The sequence below is a fragment of the Actinopolymorpha cephalotaxi genome, from assembly GCF_013408535.1.
Lineage (GTDB): Bacteria > Actinomycetota > Actinomycetes > Propionibacteriales > Actinopolymorphaceae > Actinopolymorpha > Actinopolymorpha cephalotaxi.
Genome location: NZ_JACBZA010000001.1, coordinates 4101271 through 4118487, shown reverse-complemented (window position 1 = coordinate 4118487; position 17217 = coordinate 4101271). Strand labels below are relative to the sequence as shown.

Here is a 17217-nt window from a genome sequence, read left to right as displayed (position 1 = left end):
TCCTCACGGGGGACACCATGAAGCTCGCCAACGCGGCGCTGGCCGTGCTCGCGGCTGTGATCACCGGCGTCGGTGGTGGTGCCGGCGCCGCCCAGGTCGCGAACGCCCACGACCAGAAGGCCGCTCATTCGCCGCCCTCGACCACACCGACACCATCGACACCGACTGCGCGGAAGACCACCACGCCGAAGCCGACGCAGTCGGCCACGCCGAAGCCGCAGGACGCCCTGTCGGAGGAGAACGTCGTCCGGGAACGCCTCTACTTCGACGTGACCGGCCACTCGTTCACCCGGACCGAACCGGACCCGGCGCAGACCCTGAGCCCCTGCACGGGCGAGAAGAAGTTTTCCGACGTACTGCCGAGCAGCGGAGTGACGAGGATCAGCTCACAACTCGTCGACCCCTTCCACACCGGTCACCAGGTCGTCGAACAGGTGGCCCAGACGCGGACCGCGCGCGAGGCGAGGGCTACCGCGGACAGGATCGTGACGCTGGTGGACGAATGTGCCGCGATCTCCGGTGGTGACTTCGGCTACGGGGCCGCGGTCACCGTGGAGTCGAAGCTGAACGTCACCTACTTCCCGGCGTACGACTCCGACACGCCCGCCGGTGGGTACATCGTCTTCTCCGTGGGCACCCGGGTCGGCTTCGTCGACGTCGCCGACAACGTGACCGAGGCCGAGGTCGACCACCTGGCGAAGGAGGCCGCGAACATCGCCGCGGACTGAGCGTTCCGGCACGAGCCGCTACCTCCGCCGGCGGAGCGGCGTTTCATCCGCTGGGGTGATGCGCCGCCCCGGCCGGGTGGACCATCCTCGGTGCACATTCTCGGTGCACATTTCTCGGTGCACATTGCCAACGAGGGCAGGAGGACGACCGCCGTGTACGACTACGTCATCGTCGGTGCCGGGTCCGCGGGATGCGTACTCGCCAATCGGCTGTCGGCCGACCCGGACGTGCGGGTGCTGCTGGTCGAGGCCGGCGGGTCCGACCGCCATCCGCTGTTCCGGGTGCCGAAGGGGTTCGGGAAGCTGATGGACGACCCCGGCAAGGCCTGGCACTACCAGACCCGGCCCTTCGGCCCGCGGGCCCGGCCCGAGGTGTGGCCCCGGGGAAAGGTCCTCGGCGGTTCGAGCTCGATCAACGGCCTGGTCTACAACCGCGGCGACCGCCACGACTGGGACAGTCTCGTCCGGCTCGGCATCCCCGGCTGGGGCTGGGACACGATGCTGCCCGTCTTCAGGGGCTTCGAGGACAACATCCTCGGTCCGTCGGACAGCCGGGGCGCGGGCGGGCCGCTCGGGGTGTCACCGCCCCGGCGGCCCGATCCGCTGTCGGTGGAGATGGTCGAGACCGGCCGGTCGGTCGGGCTCACGCCGGTGCGGGACGTCAACGACGTCGACGATGCGGCGGAGACCGGCGGCGAACGCATCGGGCACACCATGGCCACCATCCGCGACGGCCGCCGGGTCAGCGCGGCCACCGCGTTCCTCCGTCCCGTACGCCGCCGCTCCAACCTGACCGTGCGCACCCGGACGACGGTCACCGGCCTGCTGTTCGGCGGCGACAAGGTGGTCGGGGTGCGTGCCCGCGACGCCGCCGGGGCCACCGCCGAGTTCCGGGCTGCGCGTGAGGTGGTGCTGGCCCTGGGCAGCCTCGGTACGCCGAAGCTGCTCCAGCAGTCGGGGATCGGCCCGGCCGACGTGCTCCGTGCGGCCGGTGTCGACGTACGCCTGGACCGGGGGCTGGTCGGCGCGCGGATGCGCGAGCACAGGTGCCTGCCGCTGAAGTTCCGGCTCCGGGAGAACCTCGGCACCAACCGGATGCTGTCCTCACCGGCCCGGCAGGGGCTCACCGCGCTGAAATACCTGGTACGCCGGGACGGCCCGCTGGCCACACCGGCGTACGACGTGATCGCGTTCCTGAAGAGCCGGCCCGGCCTGGACCGTCCGGACGCCCAGGTGCTGACGGGGCCGTGGTCCGTCGCGACGTACCAGGCGGGAGAGGCGGTCACGGTCGAGCGCGAGCCCGGCCTGTCCGCCGTGGCGGAGATCCTGCGCCCGACCGCGGAGGGGAGCGTGCGCATCACCTCCGCCGACCCGGACGCGCCGATGGACGTCGACCCCCACTACCTGGGCTCGGAGCACGACCGCCGGATCGCCGTGGACGTCCTGGCCCGGATGCGGGAGTTCTTCGCGCACGAGCCGATCGCCGGGCGGCTGTCGGCGGAGACCTTCCCCGGTACGGGCGTACGCACCGACGAGGACGTCGTGGACACCATGCTGGACTCCGGCTACTGCGGCTACCACGCCATCGGCACGTGCGCGATGGGCCCGAACGACGAGGACGTCGTCGACTCCCGCCTGCGGGTCCGGGGAGTGGACAACCTTCGGGTCATGGACGCCTCGGTGCTCCCGGCCATGGTCTCGGGCAACCTGAACGGCCCGGTGATGGCGATGGCCTGGCACGCGGCCGACCTCATCCTCGACCGGGCGTGAGCCGGTCGGTCGCCACCCGGACGTAGGCCGGCGCGGTGGACGGCAGCACCTCCCGCACCAGACCGGCGGCGACGTCGAGTCCCTGGTCGCCGTTGGTGAGCACGACCACGCCGACGTCCGCGGCCGGCGAGCCGGCGGCGAACGCCTTGTAGCCGGGGTTGTCGCCCCACTGCCAGAACATCCGCTCCTTGGTGGGGCCACCTTCGAGGATCAGGCCCCAGCCCAGTCCCCAGGCGAGCGGCGGGTCCAGCCGTACGTGCGGCGCCAGCATCGACTCCACTCCCTCCGGCCGCAGCGGCCCCGCCGGAGCGGTGGGAGCTACGGCGACCGGAGAGACGGCGTCCGGCGTGAGAGTGACCGGAGAGGTGGTGGGGGAGAGGAAGCAGGCGAGGAACCGGGCGAGGTCGGTCGCGGTGGTGTGCAGGGACGAGGAAGCGACCGCCTCCTTCGGCTGCTGCCTGGCGAGGACCTCACGGGCCGCCGTGTGGCCGAGGGCCACCCGGTGCCCGAGCTCACCGTCCCTGAGTTCACCGTCCCCGAGGTTGCCGGACCAGGTGAGCGCGCTGTCGGTCATCCCCAGCGGCGTGAGGACGCGTTCGGCCAGGAACGTGCCCAGCGGCCGGCTGGTGAGGTGCTCGACCACCCGCCCGACCTGGACGTAGCCCTCGCCCGAGTAACCGAACCGGGCGCCGGGGGAGTGCGTCAGGGTGAGCGGACGTCCGGCCGGCCGCCAGTTCGGGTAGCCGGTGGTGTGCCCGAGCACCATCCGGGCGGTGATGCCGGCCGCGGCGGGTTCGTCCGGCAGGTACGGGGCGGGGAGGTAGGAGTCCAGCGGACGGTCGAGGTCGAGGCGGCCCTCCTGGACGAGGAGGAGGACGGCGTACGCGACCACCGGTTTGGTCAGCGACGCGGCCTCGAACACCGTGTCCGTACCGACCGGTGAGGGGGCCGAGAGGTCGGTGACGCCGTACGCCGAAGTCCAGACGGGCCCGGTGTGGTCGGCGAGCGCGATGCTCAGACCGGGGACCACGCCGGCTCCGACGGCAGCTCGGGCGAGTGCGTCGAGGCGACGGGAGATGGCGGTGGCGGGAGCGGGCTCGACCGAACCGACGGGCATACCGCCGATGCTCCCAGGGGCGGGCCGGCGTTCTCGGCCGACCCGCCCAGGGGATCCTGCTTCGAAGTGGTCGCGTCAGGCGCTGATCTTCTGGCGCTCGGTGGCGCCGCTGATCTGCACCTTGCGCGGCTTGGCCTGCTCGGCGACCGGCAGCTTCACGGTGAGTACGCCGGCTTCGTAGTCGGCTTCCATCCGGTCGGTGTCCAGCGTGTCGCCGAGGAACAGCTGCCTGGTGAAGGTGCCCTGCGGCCGCTCGGCCACCAGCGTCTCCACCTCCTCGCCCTGCGGGCCGTGCCGCTCGGCGCGCACGGTGAGGACGTTGCGTTCGACGGTGAGATCGACGTCCTCGACGCGTACGCCGGGGAGGTCGAAGTGAACGTAGAACGTGTCGCCCTCGCGGTAGGCGTCGATGGGGACGGCTGTCGGCCGGGCCGCGGAGGTCAGCAACTGCTGGCTGAGACGGTCGAGCTCCCGGAACGGGTCGGTACGCATCAACATCGTGACTCCCAGAAAGCGTTCAGAAACCTACGATCCTGATCTGTCTCGTCTATCTGATCTGTCTCGCAACAACTAGCTTGAGTCCGCTCGACTCAACTAGCTCCTTATTTAGCGCGCGTCCCGGAAGGCGTCAAGCGCGCCTCGCGGGGACGGCACTCGCTCGGGACTCGCTCGGCACTGGTTCGGCACTGGTTCGGCACTGGTTCGGTACTCGTTCGGGCTCATCCGAGTTCGGGGAGTCGCCACTACACTGCTCGCTGAGTTGGAGGGGAGTACTCCCACGCGGTGGTGTCGTCATCACGGCTCGTCCACGACGGGCCCGGGGCCACCGGTCCAGGACGCGGCGCGCCCGGGCGGAGGAGACCTCCGGCGTAGACGTCCGTCCATCGCCGGAGGTGTTGCGTGCACGTGCCGTTGTGGATCTGGGTGGTCACCGTTCTCGGGATCACCGCGATCATCGTCGCCGACCTGGTCTGGGCCGACCGCCGGCCGCACACGGTGAGCATGCGCGAGGCGACCCTGTGGGTCCTGCTGTACGTCGGTCTCGCCGGCGCGTTCTGTCTCGGCCTGCTGCTCACCGCGGGGTCCCGGCCGGCGGGTGAGTTCCTCGCCGGCTACATCACCGAGTACAGCCTCAGCGTGGACAACCTGTTCGTCTTCGTCATCCTGCTGTCCCGGTTCGCCGTACCCGCCGTCAGCCAGCACAAGGTCCTGCTCATCGGGATCGCGATCTCCCTGGTCCTGCGCGCGGCGTTCATCGCCGCCGGCACCGCCGCCGTGAACGCGTTCGAGTGGGTGTTCTACATCTTCGGCGCGCTGCTGATCTACACCGCGATCAAGCTGGCGGTGCAGGGCGAGGAGGAGGAGAACGACTTCCACGACAGCCGGATGGTCCGGCTGATGCGGCGGGTCGTACCCACCTCCGGGGAGTACGACGGGTCGAAGCTGACCACCCGGGTCGACGGCCGCCGGATGTTCACCCCGATGGTGGTGGTCGTCCTCGCCATCGGGGCCGCGAACGTCGTGTTCGCGCTCGACTCGATCCCCGCGATCTTCGGCCTGACCCAGGCGGGGTTCCTGGTGTTCACCGCCAACGCGTTCGCGCTGATGGGACTGCGCCAGCTGTACTTCCTGCTCGGCGGCCTGCTCGACCGGCTGATCTACCTCAGCTACGGCCTGGCTGTCGTCCTCGGCTTCATCGGCGTGAAGCTGATCCTGGAGGCGATGGAGAGCGAGGGGCTGAACGATCTCGGCCCGCTCCACCTGCCGCACATCGGGATCGTGGCGTCGCTGGCGTTCATCGCGGCCACGCTCACCGTGACCAGCGTGGCCAGTGTGGCGGGCTCGCGGGCGCGGACCCGCGAACCCGAGCCGGCGCGCTGGAACGACTGACCCGCCGGATTCCGGGGCCCCGGGGCCGGGTCCGCAACGATTACCTGCCCCGGACTGCATCCGCCGTCGCTCCCGTGGACGTAGGAGAGGGAAACCGATCCACGGCACGAAGGAGTGACCATGAGAAGGAGTCGGCTCGCCGCCGCTCTGGCTGGTTCGGCCGCGCTCGCGGCCCTGGGGTGGGGGACCCCCGCACACGCCGCCGAGACCTCGAAAGTCTCGGTCGTGCACGGCATCCCGGGTGCCACGGTCGACGTGTACGTCGACGGGAAGCGTGCCCTGGACGACTTCAAGCCCGGGACGGTCGCCGGCCCGCTGGACCTGCCGGCGGGCAAGCACGACCTCAAGGTGGTGGCCGGTGACGCCACCGACGGGAACGCCGACGCGATCGTCGAGGCCAACGGCGTCACGGTCCCGGCCCGGAAGAACATCAGCGTCGTCGCCCACCTGGACGCCGACGGCAAGCCCACGTTGACGCCGTACGTCAACGACGTGAGCAAGCTCGGCGCGGGCCACGCCCGCCTGGTCGTACGCCACGACGCCGCGGCCCCGGCCGTGGACGTGCGGGCGAACGGCAAGGTGGCGTTCTCCGACCTGGTGAACCCGAAGGAAGCCAAGGCCGACCTGCCGGCGGGCACGATCAAGGCCGACGTGGTGCTCGCGGGCACCGACACGGTGGCGATCGGCCCGGCCGACCTGAACCTGGCCGAGGGCACCTCGACGATCGTCTACGCCGTCGGCTCGGCGGAGAAGAAGGACCTGACGCTGGTGACACAGACGATCTCCGGTCTGCACTCGGCGCCGCACGGCGTCCCGGCCGGGTTCGGCACGCCGGCGCAGACCGCCGGTCCGGGCACGCTCCCGGTCGCCGCGGGTCTTGCCGGGGCGCTGGCCCTGGTGCTGCTGGGCGGCGGGACCGTCCGACTGGTGCGGGCGCGCCGGTAGTCGGCACATGAGGGCGGCGGGACCTGGCCGGTGCGGGCCGGGTCCCGCCGCCTCCGGCCGGAACCTGCGGGGCCCGCAGGTTCCGCTCAGGACTCCCAGCCCCGGCCGGTCCCCGGCCGTGGTGATCACACAGAAAGGCCCGAACCAGGCGTGGGAAGGTCGCGACACCGATCCCGTCCCGGGCCGGCGCCCCTGCTGGTCGCCGGTGTGTGCTGCCTGCTGGTCGCGCTCGGCCTGTGGTCGTGTTCCGCCTCCGGTGGGCAGAGCCGAACGAGTGCCGACGCCGCAGGCCAGGTGGCGACCGGCACCCCCTCCCCGGACGCTGCCCGCCCGGCCGGAGCGCCGGGCGTCCGGGCCACCCGTCCGGCCGCCGTGCCGGAGGCCGCTGCCACCGCGCGGGTCGCGCCGGTCCGTGTCCGGGCCGCCCCGGTGGGTGTCGACGCCCGGGTCGTCCGGGTGGGCGTGGACGATCGCACCGGTGAGATGGAGATTCCCAGAACTCCCGGGAAAGTAGGGTGGTACGAGTTCGGGCCCGGCCTCGAGTCCCCGACGGGAGCGGTGGTGATCGGCGGTCACGTGGACACCCTGCGCGGCGGTGCGGGACCGTTCGCCCGCCTCGGCGAGCTGCGGCCGGGTGCGAGGGTCACGATCGTGGGCGCCGACGACCGCAGCCGCACCTTCGAGGTGACCGACCGCGAGGAGTTCGTGAAGACCGACCTGCCGGTGGAGCGGATCTTCGCCCGTACCGGCCCGCCCGTCCTGCGGCTGATCACCTGCGCACAGTTCGACCCGGTGGCCCGGCACTACCGCGGCAACGTCGTTCTCACCACGGTGGAAGTACGCCGATGAGCGGTGACCGCGCCGTCCAGTCCGACCGCGACGGGCCCGACCACGGCGGGCCGGACCGCGGCGAGGCCGAGCTCGCGGCGCGGTTCGTCGCCGGCGACGAGTCCGCCCTGCGCGAGGCCTACAGCCGGTGGGGCGGAATGGTCTGGCGGCTCGGCATCCGCACCCTCCCGGCAGAGGTGGACGCCGACGACCTGACCCAGGCCACGTTCGTCGCGGCCTGGAAGGGCCGCGGCACCTTCGACCCCGCCCAGGGGCGGCTCGGGCCCTGGCTGCTCGGGATCGCCCGTCGCCAGCTCGCCGACCGGCTGCGGGTGCTGCACCGGGAGCGGCGTACGTTGCAGGCGGTGACGGCGACCGCTCCGGCCTCCGCGTACGACGGCAACGACGCCCATGCCGACCGGGTGCTGGACCGGCTGGTGGTCGCCGACTCCCTCGCGCGGCTCGGCGACGAGCAGCGCATGGTGGTGCGACTCGCGTTCTACGACGATCTCACCCACACCCAGATCGCCAGCCGGACCGGCCTGCCGCTCGGCACCGTCAAGTCGCACCTGCGACGCGGGATCGAACGCCTGCGGGAGCACTGGGAGGAGGTGGATCGTGCTGCACGTCGACCGTGAGCTGCTCACGCTGCTGGCACTCGGCGAGTCCGTCGACGACGAGACCGGCGCGCACCTCGGGCGCTGCGCCTCCTGCCGGGACGAGCTCGACTCCCTCCGTACGGTGGTCGGCCTCGGCCGGGAGGCGCCTCCCGAGGCCGAGACCGAGCAGCCGCCGGAGCGGGTGTGGGAGGCCATCGCCGCTGAGATCCACGCCGGTACGCCGGAGACGCCGGACGCGACCGCCCCGGCGGAGCAGCCGCGACCGCGGCGAGCGGCGAGGACCGGCTGGGCCGGTCGCCGCCGCGGCCTGGTGCTCGCCGCCGGTTCGGCTGCCGCCGGGCTGGTCGTCGGCGCGGTCGCCGCTCTCGGCATCTACGCCCGCGCCCAGGAGCCGCCCGCGCCGCAACTGGTCGCCTCCACCGCGATCCGGCCCGTCGGCGAGGCGGCGTCCCGTGCCGGTGGTTCGGCGGAGCTGGTCCGCCACGACAACCGGCTCAGCCTGCGGATCGACGCGCACGACCTCCCGCCGGTGAAGGGCTACTACGAGGTGTGGGCCTTCGTCCCCGGCACCACCACCATGCAGCCGATGGGCACCCTCGAACCCGGCCAGGTCACGACCCTGGCCGTGCCATCCGGCATGGACGTCGGCAGGTTCGCGGGGATCGACGTCTCCGCCGAGCCGTACGACGGCAATCCGGCGCACTCCGGAAAGTCGGTACTGCGCGGCCGGCTCACTCGCTAGGGAAGCGCCCCGGACCTGGCCTGGAAACCTTTTCGTACTTCTCCCGGCTTTCGCCCAATCCGCTTCCGCGCGTGCCTCGAACCATCTGCAGCGGGGCAGTCGTCGGGGGGCGACGGCGCGGCACGCGGGCCGGTCGAGGGGTGCGGCCCGCGTGCACGCGCGAGCAGCGCGCCGGAGCCAGGGGGCCTCACGGTCCGGGGACGCAGGGATGGCCGGGTCGGCCGGGGCGTCCCCGGACCAGCACCAAAGCAATAGGCAGCAGCACCAAGCACCGGCAACGGGGAGCAGCGGGGCCGTGGGTGGGCCGCGACGGGGGTGGCCCACCTCGCGACATCGCGGACATCGCGGACACTGCGTACGAGCCGACGTGATCGGATCAGGCTAGGCTCCCTCCAGTGATCGAACGACCGCGTGGGGGCGCTGTGGACGAGGAACACGGCCTGCGGCAACGACTCGACGCGTTCAGGATGCTGCATCGGGTCAGCCGGGAGCTCAGCTCCGCTCGTGACCTGTCCGCGACCCTTCAGTTCCTGGTGGACAGCGTGGTGAGCAGCCTCGGGTTCGGGGTGGCCGCCATCAACGTCGTCCACGACGACAGCCTGCGGGTGGCGGCGGTTGCCGGTCCGCCCGACGTCCGCGCGGCGCTGGAAGGTCAGAGCGGCCCGCGTGACGCGTGGGAGAGTCTGCTCGCCACCGCCGTGCCCTGGGGCACGCTGCGGTTCGTTCCGCACGGGGTGGAGGTGCCGTCGGAGGTGCCGGTGTGGGTCTCCGGCGACGCGAGCGCGGCGGAGACACCGGGAGCCTGGCACCCCGAGGACGCGCTGGTCGCCCCCTTGTACGCACCTGACGGTGAACTCGTCGGCGTCCTCAGCGTCGACCTGCCCACGGACGGCCGGGTCCCCGGCGAGCTGCAGCGGGAGCTGCTGGAGATGTTCGCCGCCCAGGCCGCCGTCGCCGTCGACAACGCCCGGCTGCACTCCGAGGTGCTGACCACGATGGAGCGGCTGGAGCAGGAGCACCGGGCCCTGCAGGTCAGCGAGGAGAGCTTCCGGCAGGTCTTCGAGAGCGCGCCGAGTGGGATGGCCGTGGTCAGCCTGGCCGCCGCGGACGAGGGTGCGCTGCGCCGGGTGAACGCCGCGCTGTGCCAGATGCTCGACTATTCCGGCCCGGAGCTGCGCCGGCTCGGGCTGGCCGAGGTCACCCATCCGAAGGACCGGCACCTGTGGTCGAACGCCCGCCGGACCTACCGCGGCGATCTGCGGATGGTGCGGCGCGACGGCCGGGTGGTCTGGGTGTCCACCAACTGCTCGGTGGTGGCCGACGCCACCGGCGTACCCGACTTCAAGCTCGTCCACCTCGAGGACGTCAGCGAACGCCACGACCGTGAGGAGCAGCTGGCCCACCTCGCCGCCCACGACCCGCTTACGGGCCTGTCCAACCGCGCCGAGCTGCGGTCCCGGCTGCACCAGCTGGTCGCCGAGCGCCGCGACGTGTGCGTGCTGTTCTGCGACATCGACCGGTTCAAGTACATCAACGACCAGTACGGCCACGAGGTCGGTGACGTGGTGCTGGTCGAGGTGGCGCGCCGGCTGCGTGCCCACGTCCGCAAGCACGACGTGGTGGCGCGGGTCGGCGGCGACGAGTTCGTCCTCGCGCTGCGCGACACGACCGAGCAGGAGGCGGCCGGCCTGGCGCGCCGGCTGGCCGCCGACGTCCGCCGCCCGGTCCGGTTCGGTCAGCGGGAGGTCCGGGTCGCGGTCAGCATCGGGCTCGGCGCGTCCACGGCCGGGACGAGCAGCGTGGACGAGTTGCTGCGTACGGCCGACCAGGCGATGTACCGCGTGAAGCTGCTGCACACCTACGGAGGCGTCGACGCGCCCGGCACGGACTCCATCCACGCTTCCGACGGCGACCGCCCGGCCGGCGACGGGTCCCCTTCCCTCGGCGTACGTGAGTACGACGCCGCCGCTCGGCAGGCGCCTGCCCCACCCACGGAGATCGCAGTACCCGCGACGACCGCCGTACCCGCGGCCCAGCAGGCTCCCGCGACGACCGTCACATCCGCGGCCCAGCAGGCTCCCGCGACGACCGTCGCATCCGCGGCCCAGCAGGCTCCCGCGACGACCGCCGCACCCGCGGCAAAGCAGGCTCCCGCGGCGGGCAAGGTCGTCGCGTTGGGCGGCCCCGTCGTTCGGGGCGGTGCGACCGGCCCGCGGACGGTGACTCCGGCGGTGGGCCCGGTCAGGGACGGCAGGGACGGCAGCGACGACAGGGACACAGTGGACGATCTTCGGCCTCGACCCAGTGCGGGTGCGTCGCTGCGGCAGTGAGATCGTTTCGGCGGTGATGGGACATACGCACGCCGTCTGTGGGATGGCCGTCGGTGCCGTGGCCCTGCCGCTGGTACCCCTCGACCGGATGGCCGGTCAGCTCGCCTGGGTCGCCTGTTGCGGCGGCATGGCGCTCCTTCCCGACCTGGACCATCACTCCTCCACCGTGACCCGGATGTGGGGTCCGCTGTCCCGCGCCCTCGGTGTCGTCGTCTGCTGGCTCGGGCGCGGACACCGCGGCGGCACCCACGACTTCCTCGTCGCGCCGCTGTTCTGTGCGCTGCTGGTCTTCCTGGCCGGGCTGAACCAGTGGGCCCTGATGGCCGTACTCGCCCTCGCCGTCGGGTTGGCCCTGCGGGCGTGCCACTTCGTGATTCCCGGCCAGTACGAGAAGTCCTGGCCGGTCAACCTGCTGGTCTCCGCCGGCGCCGGCTGGTGGCTGGTCCGCAACGGCGCGGCGGCCGACGCGACCTGGCTGCCGTTCGCCGCGATGGTCGGTGTGCTGGTGCACATCGGTGCGGACGCCCTCACCGTCGGATCGATCCCCAAGCCGTTCAGCTGGCTGGACGGGCGGCCCAACCGGATGGGGAGAGGCCCGCTGACCACCGGGCGGTGGTACGAACACGTGCTCGCGGTGGCCATGGTGGTGGTGACGTTCGCCGGGTTGTACACCCACGTGCCGCGCGTCACCGCGCTCGTGGACCGGATCGGCGGTTCGGTCGCCACGACGATCGGCGCGGCGCCGGGTCCCCGGTTGCCGGGTCCCCGAGCGCTGGGCCCCCAAGCGCCGGGTCCACAGTCGCCGGGTCGGCCAGAGTACGCCGGCGCAGCCAGGTGACCACGGCGGTCGCCGTCATCAGCACGCAGCCGAGGACGTACAGCGACCAGGGGCCCCACAGCCGTTCGAGCGCTCCACCGGCGGCGCTGCCGGCGGCGGCACCGAGCAGCGAGGCCGCGACCGTCGTCGTGTAGGCCCGCGCCAGCGCGCCGGGGGGAGCGAGGTCGTCGAGCACCGCCGAACTCGCGATCGCCACCGGCGCGTTCACCGCACCGACCAGGAACATCAGCGGAAGCATGCCGACCGGCGCCTGCACCAGCAGTCCCTGCAGGCCGATCGCCGCGCCGAGCACGAGCCGGCCGAGGACCAGTTGCCGTGCGTACGGCAGTCGGGACGGCCTGCCGCCGTAGACGACTCCGCCTCCCAGGTCGCCCAGGGACGAGGCGGAGAACAGCAGACCGGCCAGTGCCGGGGAGCCGGCCGCCACGCAGGCGGCCGGGACGCCGACGGTGAGCAGACCGTTCGCGAAGCCGCCTCCGGCGTTGGTGACGACGACGGTGGCCAGACCCGACCCGCGCCACGAGCGCCACGTTCGCGACGGGGACGGCGCCCGGGCCGGGGCCTGGGGCCGCGGCGCCGGCTGCCAGCGCCGGGAGGCCGCCGTCATGGCGAAGACCACACCGGCCATTCCCGCCAGACCGGCCGCGGACCACACCACGGCCTCCGGACCGGCCAGCAGCAGGAGCGCCGAGGCGAGCAGCGGCCCGGTCACCATCGCGACCTGGAACTGCGTGGCCACGAGGGCGTACGCGGTGGTTCTCGACTCCGGCGGCATCGGCAGGTCCGCGAGCAGGACCCGCAGGCTGCTCGTCGTGGCCGGGATCCCGGCGCCGGCGAGACCGGCACACAGACAGACCAGCGGCAGGGGTGCGTTCGCGTGCACCAGGGCAGTGAGCGCGGCCAGCGCGGCCACGCATCCGAGCCCGAACCCCACGAGCACCCGGGTCTGGCCGGCCCGGTCGATCAGCTGCCCCTGCGCCAGCAGGCCGAGCGCGTTGCCCGCGCTCAGCGAACCGGTGACGAGGCCGGCTGCCGCGAACGAGCCGGTCCCGGACCGGACGAGCATGAGCACGCCGAGGGACAGCATGCCGATGGGAAGCGCGCCGAGGAAGCCGGCGGTGAGCAGGACGGGGACGCTGGGCGTGCGAAGCACGCGAAGATACGGACGGAACACGACACCTCCAGGTGTGTGTCCCGCCCGTCGTCCCTGTGCGTGATGCTGTTCGGTTGTTCGGCTCAAAGCGAGCCGCAAGTTTGGTGAGCCGAACTAACCGTCCGGCTCGAAAATGATGCTAGCCCCATCCGGCCGTTACGTCGATGGGTTGTCCCTGACTTGCCGACAACCGACAGCCGGTACTTGGCGAGCGGTAGCCGGTGGGCCGCTGTGCACCCTCAGGCGACGACGAGTTCCACCCCGGCGCCGGTGCACTGCCGGGCGAGGTCGTCGTGGTGCCGGTCGGTGACGATCGCGTCCACCCGGTCCAGGTCGCAGACCTTCCGGAAGTCGTGAGCGCCGACCTTGGTGTGGTCCATCACCACGACCACCCGGCGGGCCTGGTCCATCACCGCGTTCTTCAGCTCGGCTTCGGCGACGTCGGACACGGTGAACCCGACCGTGGACAGCCCGGTCACCCCGATGAACGCGGTGTTGACGGTGAACTGCCGCACCGCCTCCAGGGCGAGCGGGCCGACGAAGCAGCCGCCGAGCGTGCGGTAGTGCCCGCCGAGCACGGTGTGCCGGATGGTGGGTACGTCGGCCAGCACCTGCGCCACACCGACCGCGTTGGTGAGCACGTTGACCTGCCGCGGGTGACGGCCCTCGGCCGGCTCACCCCGCTCGCTCGCCGGCCCGGTGAGGGCCAGCCGCAGCTCTTCGGTGAGCGCGAGGATCGTGGTGCCGCTGTCGAGGTAGACGGCGTCCCCGTCGGAGATCAGGCCCAGGCACGCCGTCGCGATGGCGCGCTTGCCCTCGACGTTGTGCCGGGCCCTGGTGGCCAGCTCCGGGTCGTAGGTCGGGCGGATCGCGAGCGCGCCGCCGTGCGTACGCCGGAGTTTGTGCTGGCGGTCCAGGTCGGCGATGTCCTTGCGGACGGTGGGTTCGGCGACTCCGAGCAGGTCGGCGAGCTCGGCCACCCGCACCCTGCCGCGGGACGCGACCAGCTCCAGGATGTGGGTACGGCGTTCCTCGGTGAACACCCTGCTGCCGGGCCCCGTCATCGCACCGGCCCGTGGGCGCGCAGGAAGTCGCGTACCCGCGGCACGTCGTCCTCGGTGGCGTCCTGGACGATGACCGGCACCCGGCGGGGGAGGGTCGCGTGCAGCGCGAGCACGAGGTCGTAGTCGAGCAGCCCGGTGCCGGCCGCGGCGTAGCCAGAGGTCACCACGTCCTTGGCGTGCAGGCACACGACCGAGTCGCCGAGGGCGTCGAACGCCGCGGTGAGGATGCGCTTCTGGTCACCGGCCGTGGCCGGGTCGAGAAGGTTCGCCGGGTCGAGCACGATGCCGACGAGGTGGGCGTCGGAGCCGAGCTCGGTCAGCAGCCGGCCCGCCCGGCCGGCGTCGGTGACGACGTTGCCGGGTTCGGGTTCCACCCCGAGCCGGACGCCGGCCCCTTCCGCGGCGGGCAGCAGGACGTCAAGCGTCTCGCGCAGGTCGTGCCAGGCCGCCGGCTCGTCGTTGCCCGGGTGCCGCCGCCAGATGTCGTCGGTGTCCCGGGTGCCCGTGCACAGGGTCACCACCTCCGCGCCGAGCTGTGCGGCGTACGGGATGAACGCGGCCGCGGCGGCGGTCCGCCGGCGCCGGGTGGCGACGTCGGGGTGGATCGTGTTGTACGTCGCGGACACGCCCCAGACGCGGACACCCGCGGCGGCGAAGTCTGCCCGGACCCGTGCGTGGTCGAGCGGCCCGTCCGGGTGGGTGGGGTCGGTCGGCGGATCCGGGATGGTCGGCCGGCCGAACGCGGAGAGGTTCAGCTGGGTCGTGGTGAAGCCGTGCTCTGCGACGGCGGCGGCGACCCCGGCCGCGGTCGGGCGGGAAAAGACCCGCGCGAAGATGCCCAGCTCGGCCGGCTCGCCGGCGGAGCGGCTCGCCGTGTCGGGGGCGGTTCCGCTCACGGGGTCACCTCCTTGCCGTCGGCGGCGGCGCTGTCCCGGACCGCCTCGATCAGCCGCAGCGCGGTCACCCCGTCCGCGCCGGAGGGGTCGACCGGCCCGTTCGTGGCGATCGCGGCGGCAAACGCCTCGAGCTGCAGCTGATACGGATCGGCGGCGCCGAACACCGGGACGCGGGTCTCGCCGTCGCGTTCCAGGTGTACCCGCACGGTGCTGGCCTGACGGAAGAACGGAAACGTGGACCGGATGCTGACCTGGCCGTACTCGCCGTGGAGGTCCATGCCCTCGGCGTAGTCCGCGTGGATGTCGGCGGTGATCTCGAACGACGCCAGCCCGCCGCCGGGCAGCCGCCCGGTCCCGTGCCAACTGCAGTCGCGTCCGTGGCCGGCGAACTGTGCCCGCACCGACGTGGGCACACCGGCGAGGTTGGCGAGGCCGTCGAAGACGTGCGCGCCGTGGGTGTTGAGCAGGTAGTGCGCCCGGTCGGCCTTGAACTCCGCCTCGGTCCGGCGTACGTCGTCGTCCACGACCATGGCGGGGAACAGCGCCGCCTCCGTCGGGGGACGGAGCCGGGACTGGATGCGGTACCAGCTGCTGACGCTGAGCAGGGCGCCGAGCCGGGGCACGGCCGCGCGGGCGTACGCGATTCCCGGGTCGTGCCGCCGCATCGCGCCGACCTGCAGCTTGAGCCCGCTGGCATCGGCCAGGTCGGCGAGCTCCGCGGCCTGGGCGCTGGTGGCCGCCGCGGGCTTCTCCACCAGGACGTGCGCTCCGGCGTTCAGCGCGGCGGTGACCACGGGGTGGTGGAACCGGTCGGGTACGGCGACCAGCACCGCGTCCGGGTGCGCCTGGCCGAGCAGCTCCTCCACGGTGGCGAAGGCGGGGACGTCGTACTTCGCCGCCACTCCCTGCGCCAGCTGAGGGCTGGTGTCCCCGACGCCGACCAAGGTGACCGCGCCGGTCTTGGCGATCGCGGGCAGGTGGACGGCCTGGCTGATCCGCCCGCATCCGATCACCCCGAGCCGCAGCGGCGGGCGGGGGGACCCGGAGGTGGCCGGGGGCGGCGGTGGTGCGGCGGGGCTCGACATCGGGGTACCCTTCGGTTCGGGTCGCTTCGATCGGCTTCGGTTACGAACTCGAACCGAGTCTAATCGAAGGTAGCAGGTGTCGACGACCCCCGCCGGACGAGGCGAAAGCCGCCCTCGTCGTCCCGCCCCCGCTCGCCGAAGGAGCTTCCGTGGAGGCCTACGTCTCACTCTGGTCCGCCGACCTGCTCGACCTCGGTGCCGCCGTCGACCGGCTCGCCGGCGTCGCCGACGGGTTCCACCTCGACGTGTTCGACGGGCACGCCGTGCCGGACCTGCTCTTCGGCCCCGACCTGGTGGCCGCGCTGCGCGACCGCACCGACGCGACGCTCGACGTGCACCTGATGGTCGCCCGCCCCGACGACTGGATCGACCGGTTCGCCGACGCGGGTGCGGACCTGATCACCGTGCACACCAGCGCCTGCCCCGACGTCCGTACGACTCTGCGGAGCATCCGGTCCCGCGGCGTGCGGGCCGGGCTCGGACTGGAGACACACGAACCCACCGGCCACGCCGTCGCGCACTTCGACGACGCCGACCGGGTGCTGGTGATGGGCACCGTGGTCGGGGTGAAGGGCTGCGAGCAGGACCCCGCGACACCGGCCCGGGTCGGGGACCTGGTCGCGGCACGTACGGCGGGTCGCGCCCAGGGCTCCGGCTCCGCGCCGCGGATCGTGGTCGACGGCGGCATCCGTCCGCACACCGTCCCCGCCCTGGCGCGGGCCGGTGCGGACGGCGTGGTGCCCGGCTCGCTGGTCTTCGGCGCCGGCGATCCCGCGTCGGCGGTGCGGTGGCTGCACGACCTGCCGGCCGGGACCGGCGACGAGGCCGGCGACCTGGCGGGTGCCACGAAATATTCACCCTCGGTGGGGGATGTGCCGTCGAGGGGGTAAAGGGACTCTCGGCCGAAGTCCACGGGGGTGCCGTGGTTTCTCGAAGAGAGGTGCACGATGGGGTCCAGGTCCCGGATGAAGGACATGCGCGGCGGCGTTCGCCGTCCGCGTCGCGCCCTGAAGGCGATGGGCATGGTGGCCGGTCTGATCTGCGTTGCCGCCGCCACCGCGGCGATGGCGCGCCGCTCGAAGCACTGAGCCGCCGGTCTACTCGGCGCGAGCCGCCGGCCCACCGGATCCGCCTCGGCGCGCCGGGCCGAGCGGGTCCGGTGATCGGCCCGGCGCCGTGCCGACCTGTGGCCGACCGGTCCTGACCGGTGG

General features: G+C 72.7%; 16 protein-coding genes and 1 pseudogene. 11 read left to right on the top strand and 6 right to left on the bottom strand.

Annotated features, from left to right (window positions below):
• The first annotated feature begins 17 nt into the window (after positions 1-17).
• Both FHR37_RS18185 and FHR37_RS33185 read left to right on the top strand, forming a co-directional pair.
• Positions 18-728, top strand: a complete 711-nt coding sequence (locus FHR37_RS18185; protein WP_092884574.1) for a hypothetical protein — start codon at positions 18-20, stop codon at positions 726-728.
• Between the two features lie 153 nt (positions 729-881).
• Positions 882-2498, top strand: coding sequence for a GMC family oxidoreductase (locus FHR37_RS33185; protein WP_092884208.1), 1617 nt, complete (start codon positions 882-884; stop codon positions 2496-2498).
• Here the strand turns inward: FHR37_RS33185 and FHR37_RS18175 are convergent.
• Complete coding sequence (locus FHR37_RS18175; RefSeq protein ID WP_092884206.1) at positions 2479-3615, bottom strand: serine hydrolase domain-containing protein; 1137 nt, start codon at positions 3613-3615, stop codon at positions 2479-2481. The genes FHR37_RS33185 and FHR37_RS18175 overlap by 20 nt on opposite strands.
• Positions 3616-3690: 75 nt before the next feature.
• Positions 3691-4113, bottom strand: a complete 423-nt coding sequence (locus FHR37_RS18170) for an Hsp20/alpha crystallin family protein (RefSeq protein ID WP_092884204.1) — start codon at positions 4111-4113, stop codon at positions 3691-3693.
• Between the two features lie 402 nt (positions 4114-4515).
• Here FHR37_RS18170 and FHR37_RS18165 point away from each other — a divergent pair, with 402 nt between their 5' ends.
• The 7 genes and pseudogenes from FHR37_RS18165 to FHR37_RS33180 all read left to right on the top strand — a co-directional run.
• A complete protein-coding gene (locus FHR37_RS18165; protein ID WP_092884201.1) occupies positions 4516-5505 on the top strand; it encodes a TerC/Alx family metal homeostasis membrane protein in 990 nt (329 codons plus the stop codon).
• A gap of 120 nt (positions 5506-5625) precedes the next feature.
• Positions 5626-6450 (top strand): DUF4397 domain-containing protein, encoded by an 825-nt coding sequence (locus tag FHR37_RS18160; RefSeq protein WP_092884199.1) that lies wholly within the window; start codon positions 5626-5628, stop codon positions 6448-6450.
• Between the two features lie 150 nt (positions 6451-6600).
• Entirely contained in the window at positions 6601-7299 is a 699-nt protein-coding gene (locus FHR37_RS32570) for a class F sortase (RefSeq protein ID WP_175542571.1), read from the top strand.
• Positions 7296-7916 carry an RNA polymerase sigma factor gene (locus FHR37_RS18150; RefSeq protein ID WP_092884195.1) on the top strand — a complete coding sequence of 207 codons (621 nt, stop codon included), beginning with the start codon at positions 7296-7298 and terminating at the stop codon, positions 7914-7916. Before FHR37_RS32570 ends, FHR37_RS18150 begins: the two co-directional genes overlap by 4 nt.
• Positions 7897-8640: an anti-sigma factor gene (locus FHR37_RS18145; RefSeq protein ID WP_175542570.1), complete on the top strand. Its 744-nt coding sequence runs from the start codon at positions 7897-7899 to the stop codon at positions 8638-8640. Before FHR37_RS18150 ends, FHR37_RS18145 begins: the two co-directional genes overlap by 20 nt.
• A gap of 395 nt (positions 8641-9035) precedes the next feature.
• Positions 9036-10970 (top strand): diguanylate cyclase domain-containing protein, encoded by a 1935-nt coding sequence (locus tag FHR37_RS18140; protein ID WP_139239016.1) that lies wholly within the window; start codon positions 9036-9038, stop codon positions 10968-10970.
• Between the two features lie 16 nt (positions 10971-10986).
• Positions 10987-11310, top strand: a pseudogene (locus FHR37_RS33180) (metal-dependent hydrolase); the annotation flags it as partial.
• A gap of 346 nt (positions 11311-11656) precedes the next feature.
• Here the strand turns inward: FHR37_RS33180 and FHR37_RS32565 are convergent.
• The 4 genes from FHR37_RS32565 to FHR37_RS18120 form a co-directional block, all read right to left on the bottom strand.
• Complete coding sequence (locus tag FHR37_RS32565) at positions 11657-12961, bottom strand: MFS transporter (RefSeq protein ID WP_139239014.1); 1305 nt, start codon at positions 12959-12961, stop codon at positions 11657-11659.
• Positions 12962-13200: 239 nt separating this feature from the next.
• Positions 13201-14025: a DeoR/GlpR family DNA-binding transcription regulator gene (locus FHR37_RS18130; RefSeq protein ID WP_092884185.1), complete on the bottom strand. Its 825-nt coding sequence runs from the start codon at positions 14023-14025 to the stop codon at positions 13201-13203.
• Positions 14022-14921, bottom strand: a complete 900-nt coding sequence (locus FHR37_RS18125; RefSeq protein ID WP_139239013.1) for a sugar phosphate isomerase/epimerase family protein — start codon at positions 14919-14921, stop codon at positions 14022-14024. The genes FHR37_RS18130 and FHR37_RS18125 overlap by 4 nt, the downstream gene beginning before the upstream one ends.
• Positions 14918-16006, bottom strand: coding sequence for a Gfo/Idh/MocA family protein (locus FHR37_RS18120; protein ID WP_092884184.1), 1089 nt, complete (start codon positions 16004-16006; stop codon positions 14918-14920). Before FHR37_RS18120 ends, FHR37_RS18125 begins: the two co-directional genes overlap by 4 nt.
• A 149-nt stretch (positions 16007-16155) precedes the next feature.
• Between FHR37_RS18120 and FHR37_RS18115 the strand changes: the two genes are divergently transcribed.
• Together FHR37_RS18115 and FHR37_RS18110 are read left to right on the top strand one after the other, a co-directional pair.
• On the top strand, positions 16156-16896 hold the full coding sequence (locus FHR37_RS18115; RefSeq protein WP_092884182.1) for a ribulose-phosphate 3-epimerase: 741 nt from the start codon (positions 16156-16158) through the stop codon (positions 16894-16896).
• 57 nt (positions 16897-16953) lie between these two features.
• Positions 16954-17094 (top strand): hypothetical protein, encoded by a 141-nt coding sequence (locus tag FHR37_RS18110; protein WP_175542569.1) that lies wholly within the window; start codon positions 16954-16956, stop codon positions 17092-17094.
• Positions 17095-17217: the final 123 nt, after the last annotated feature.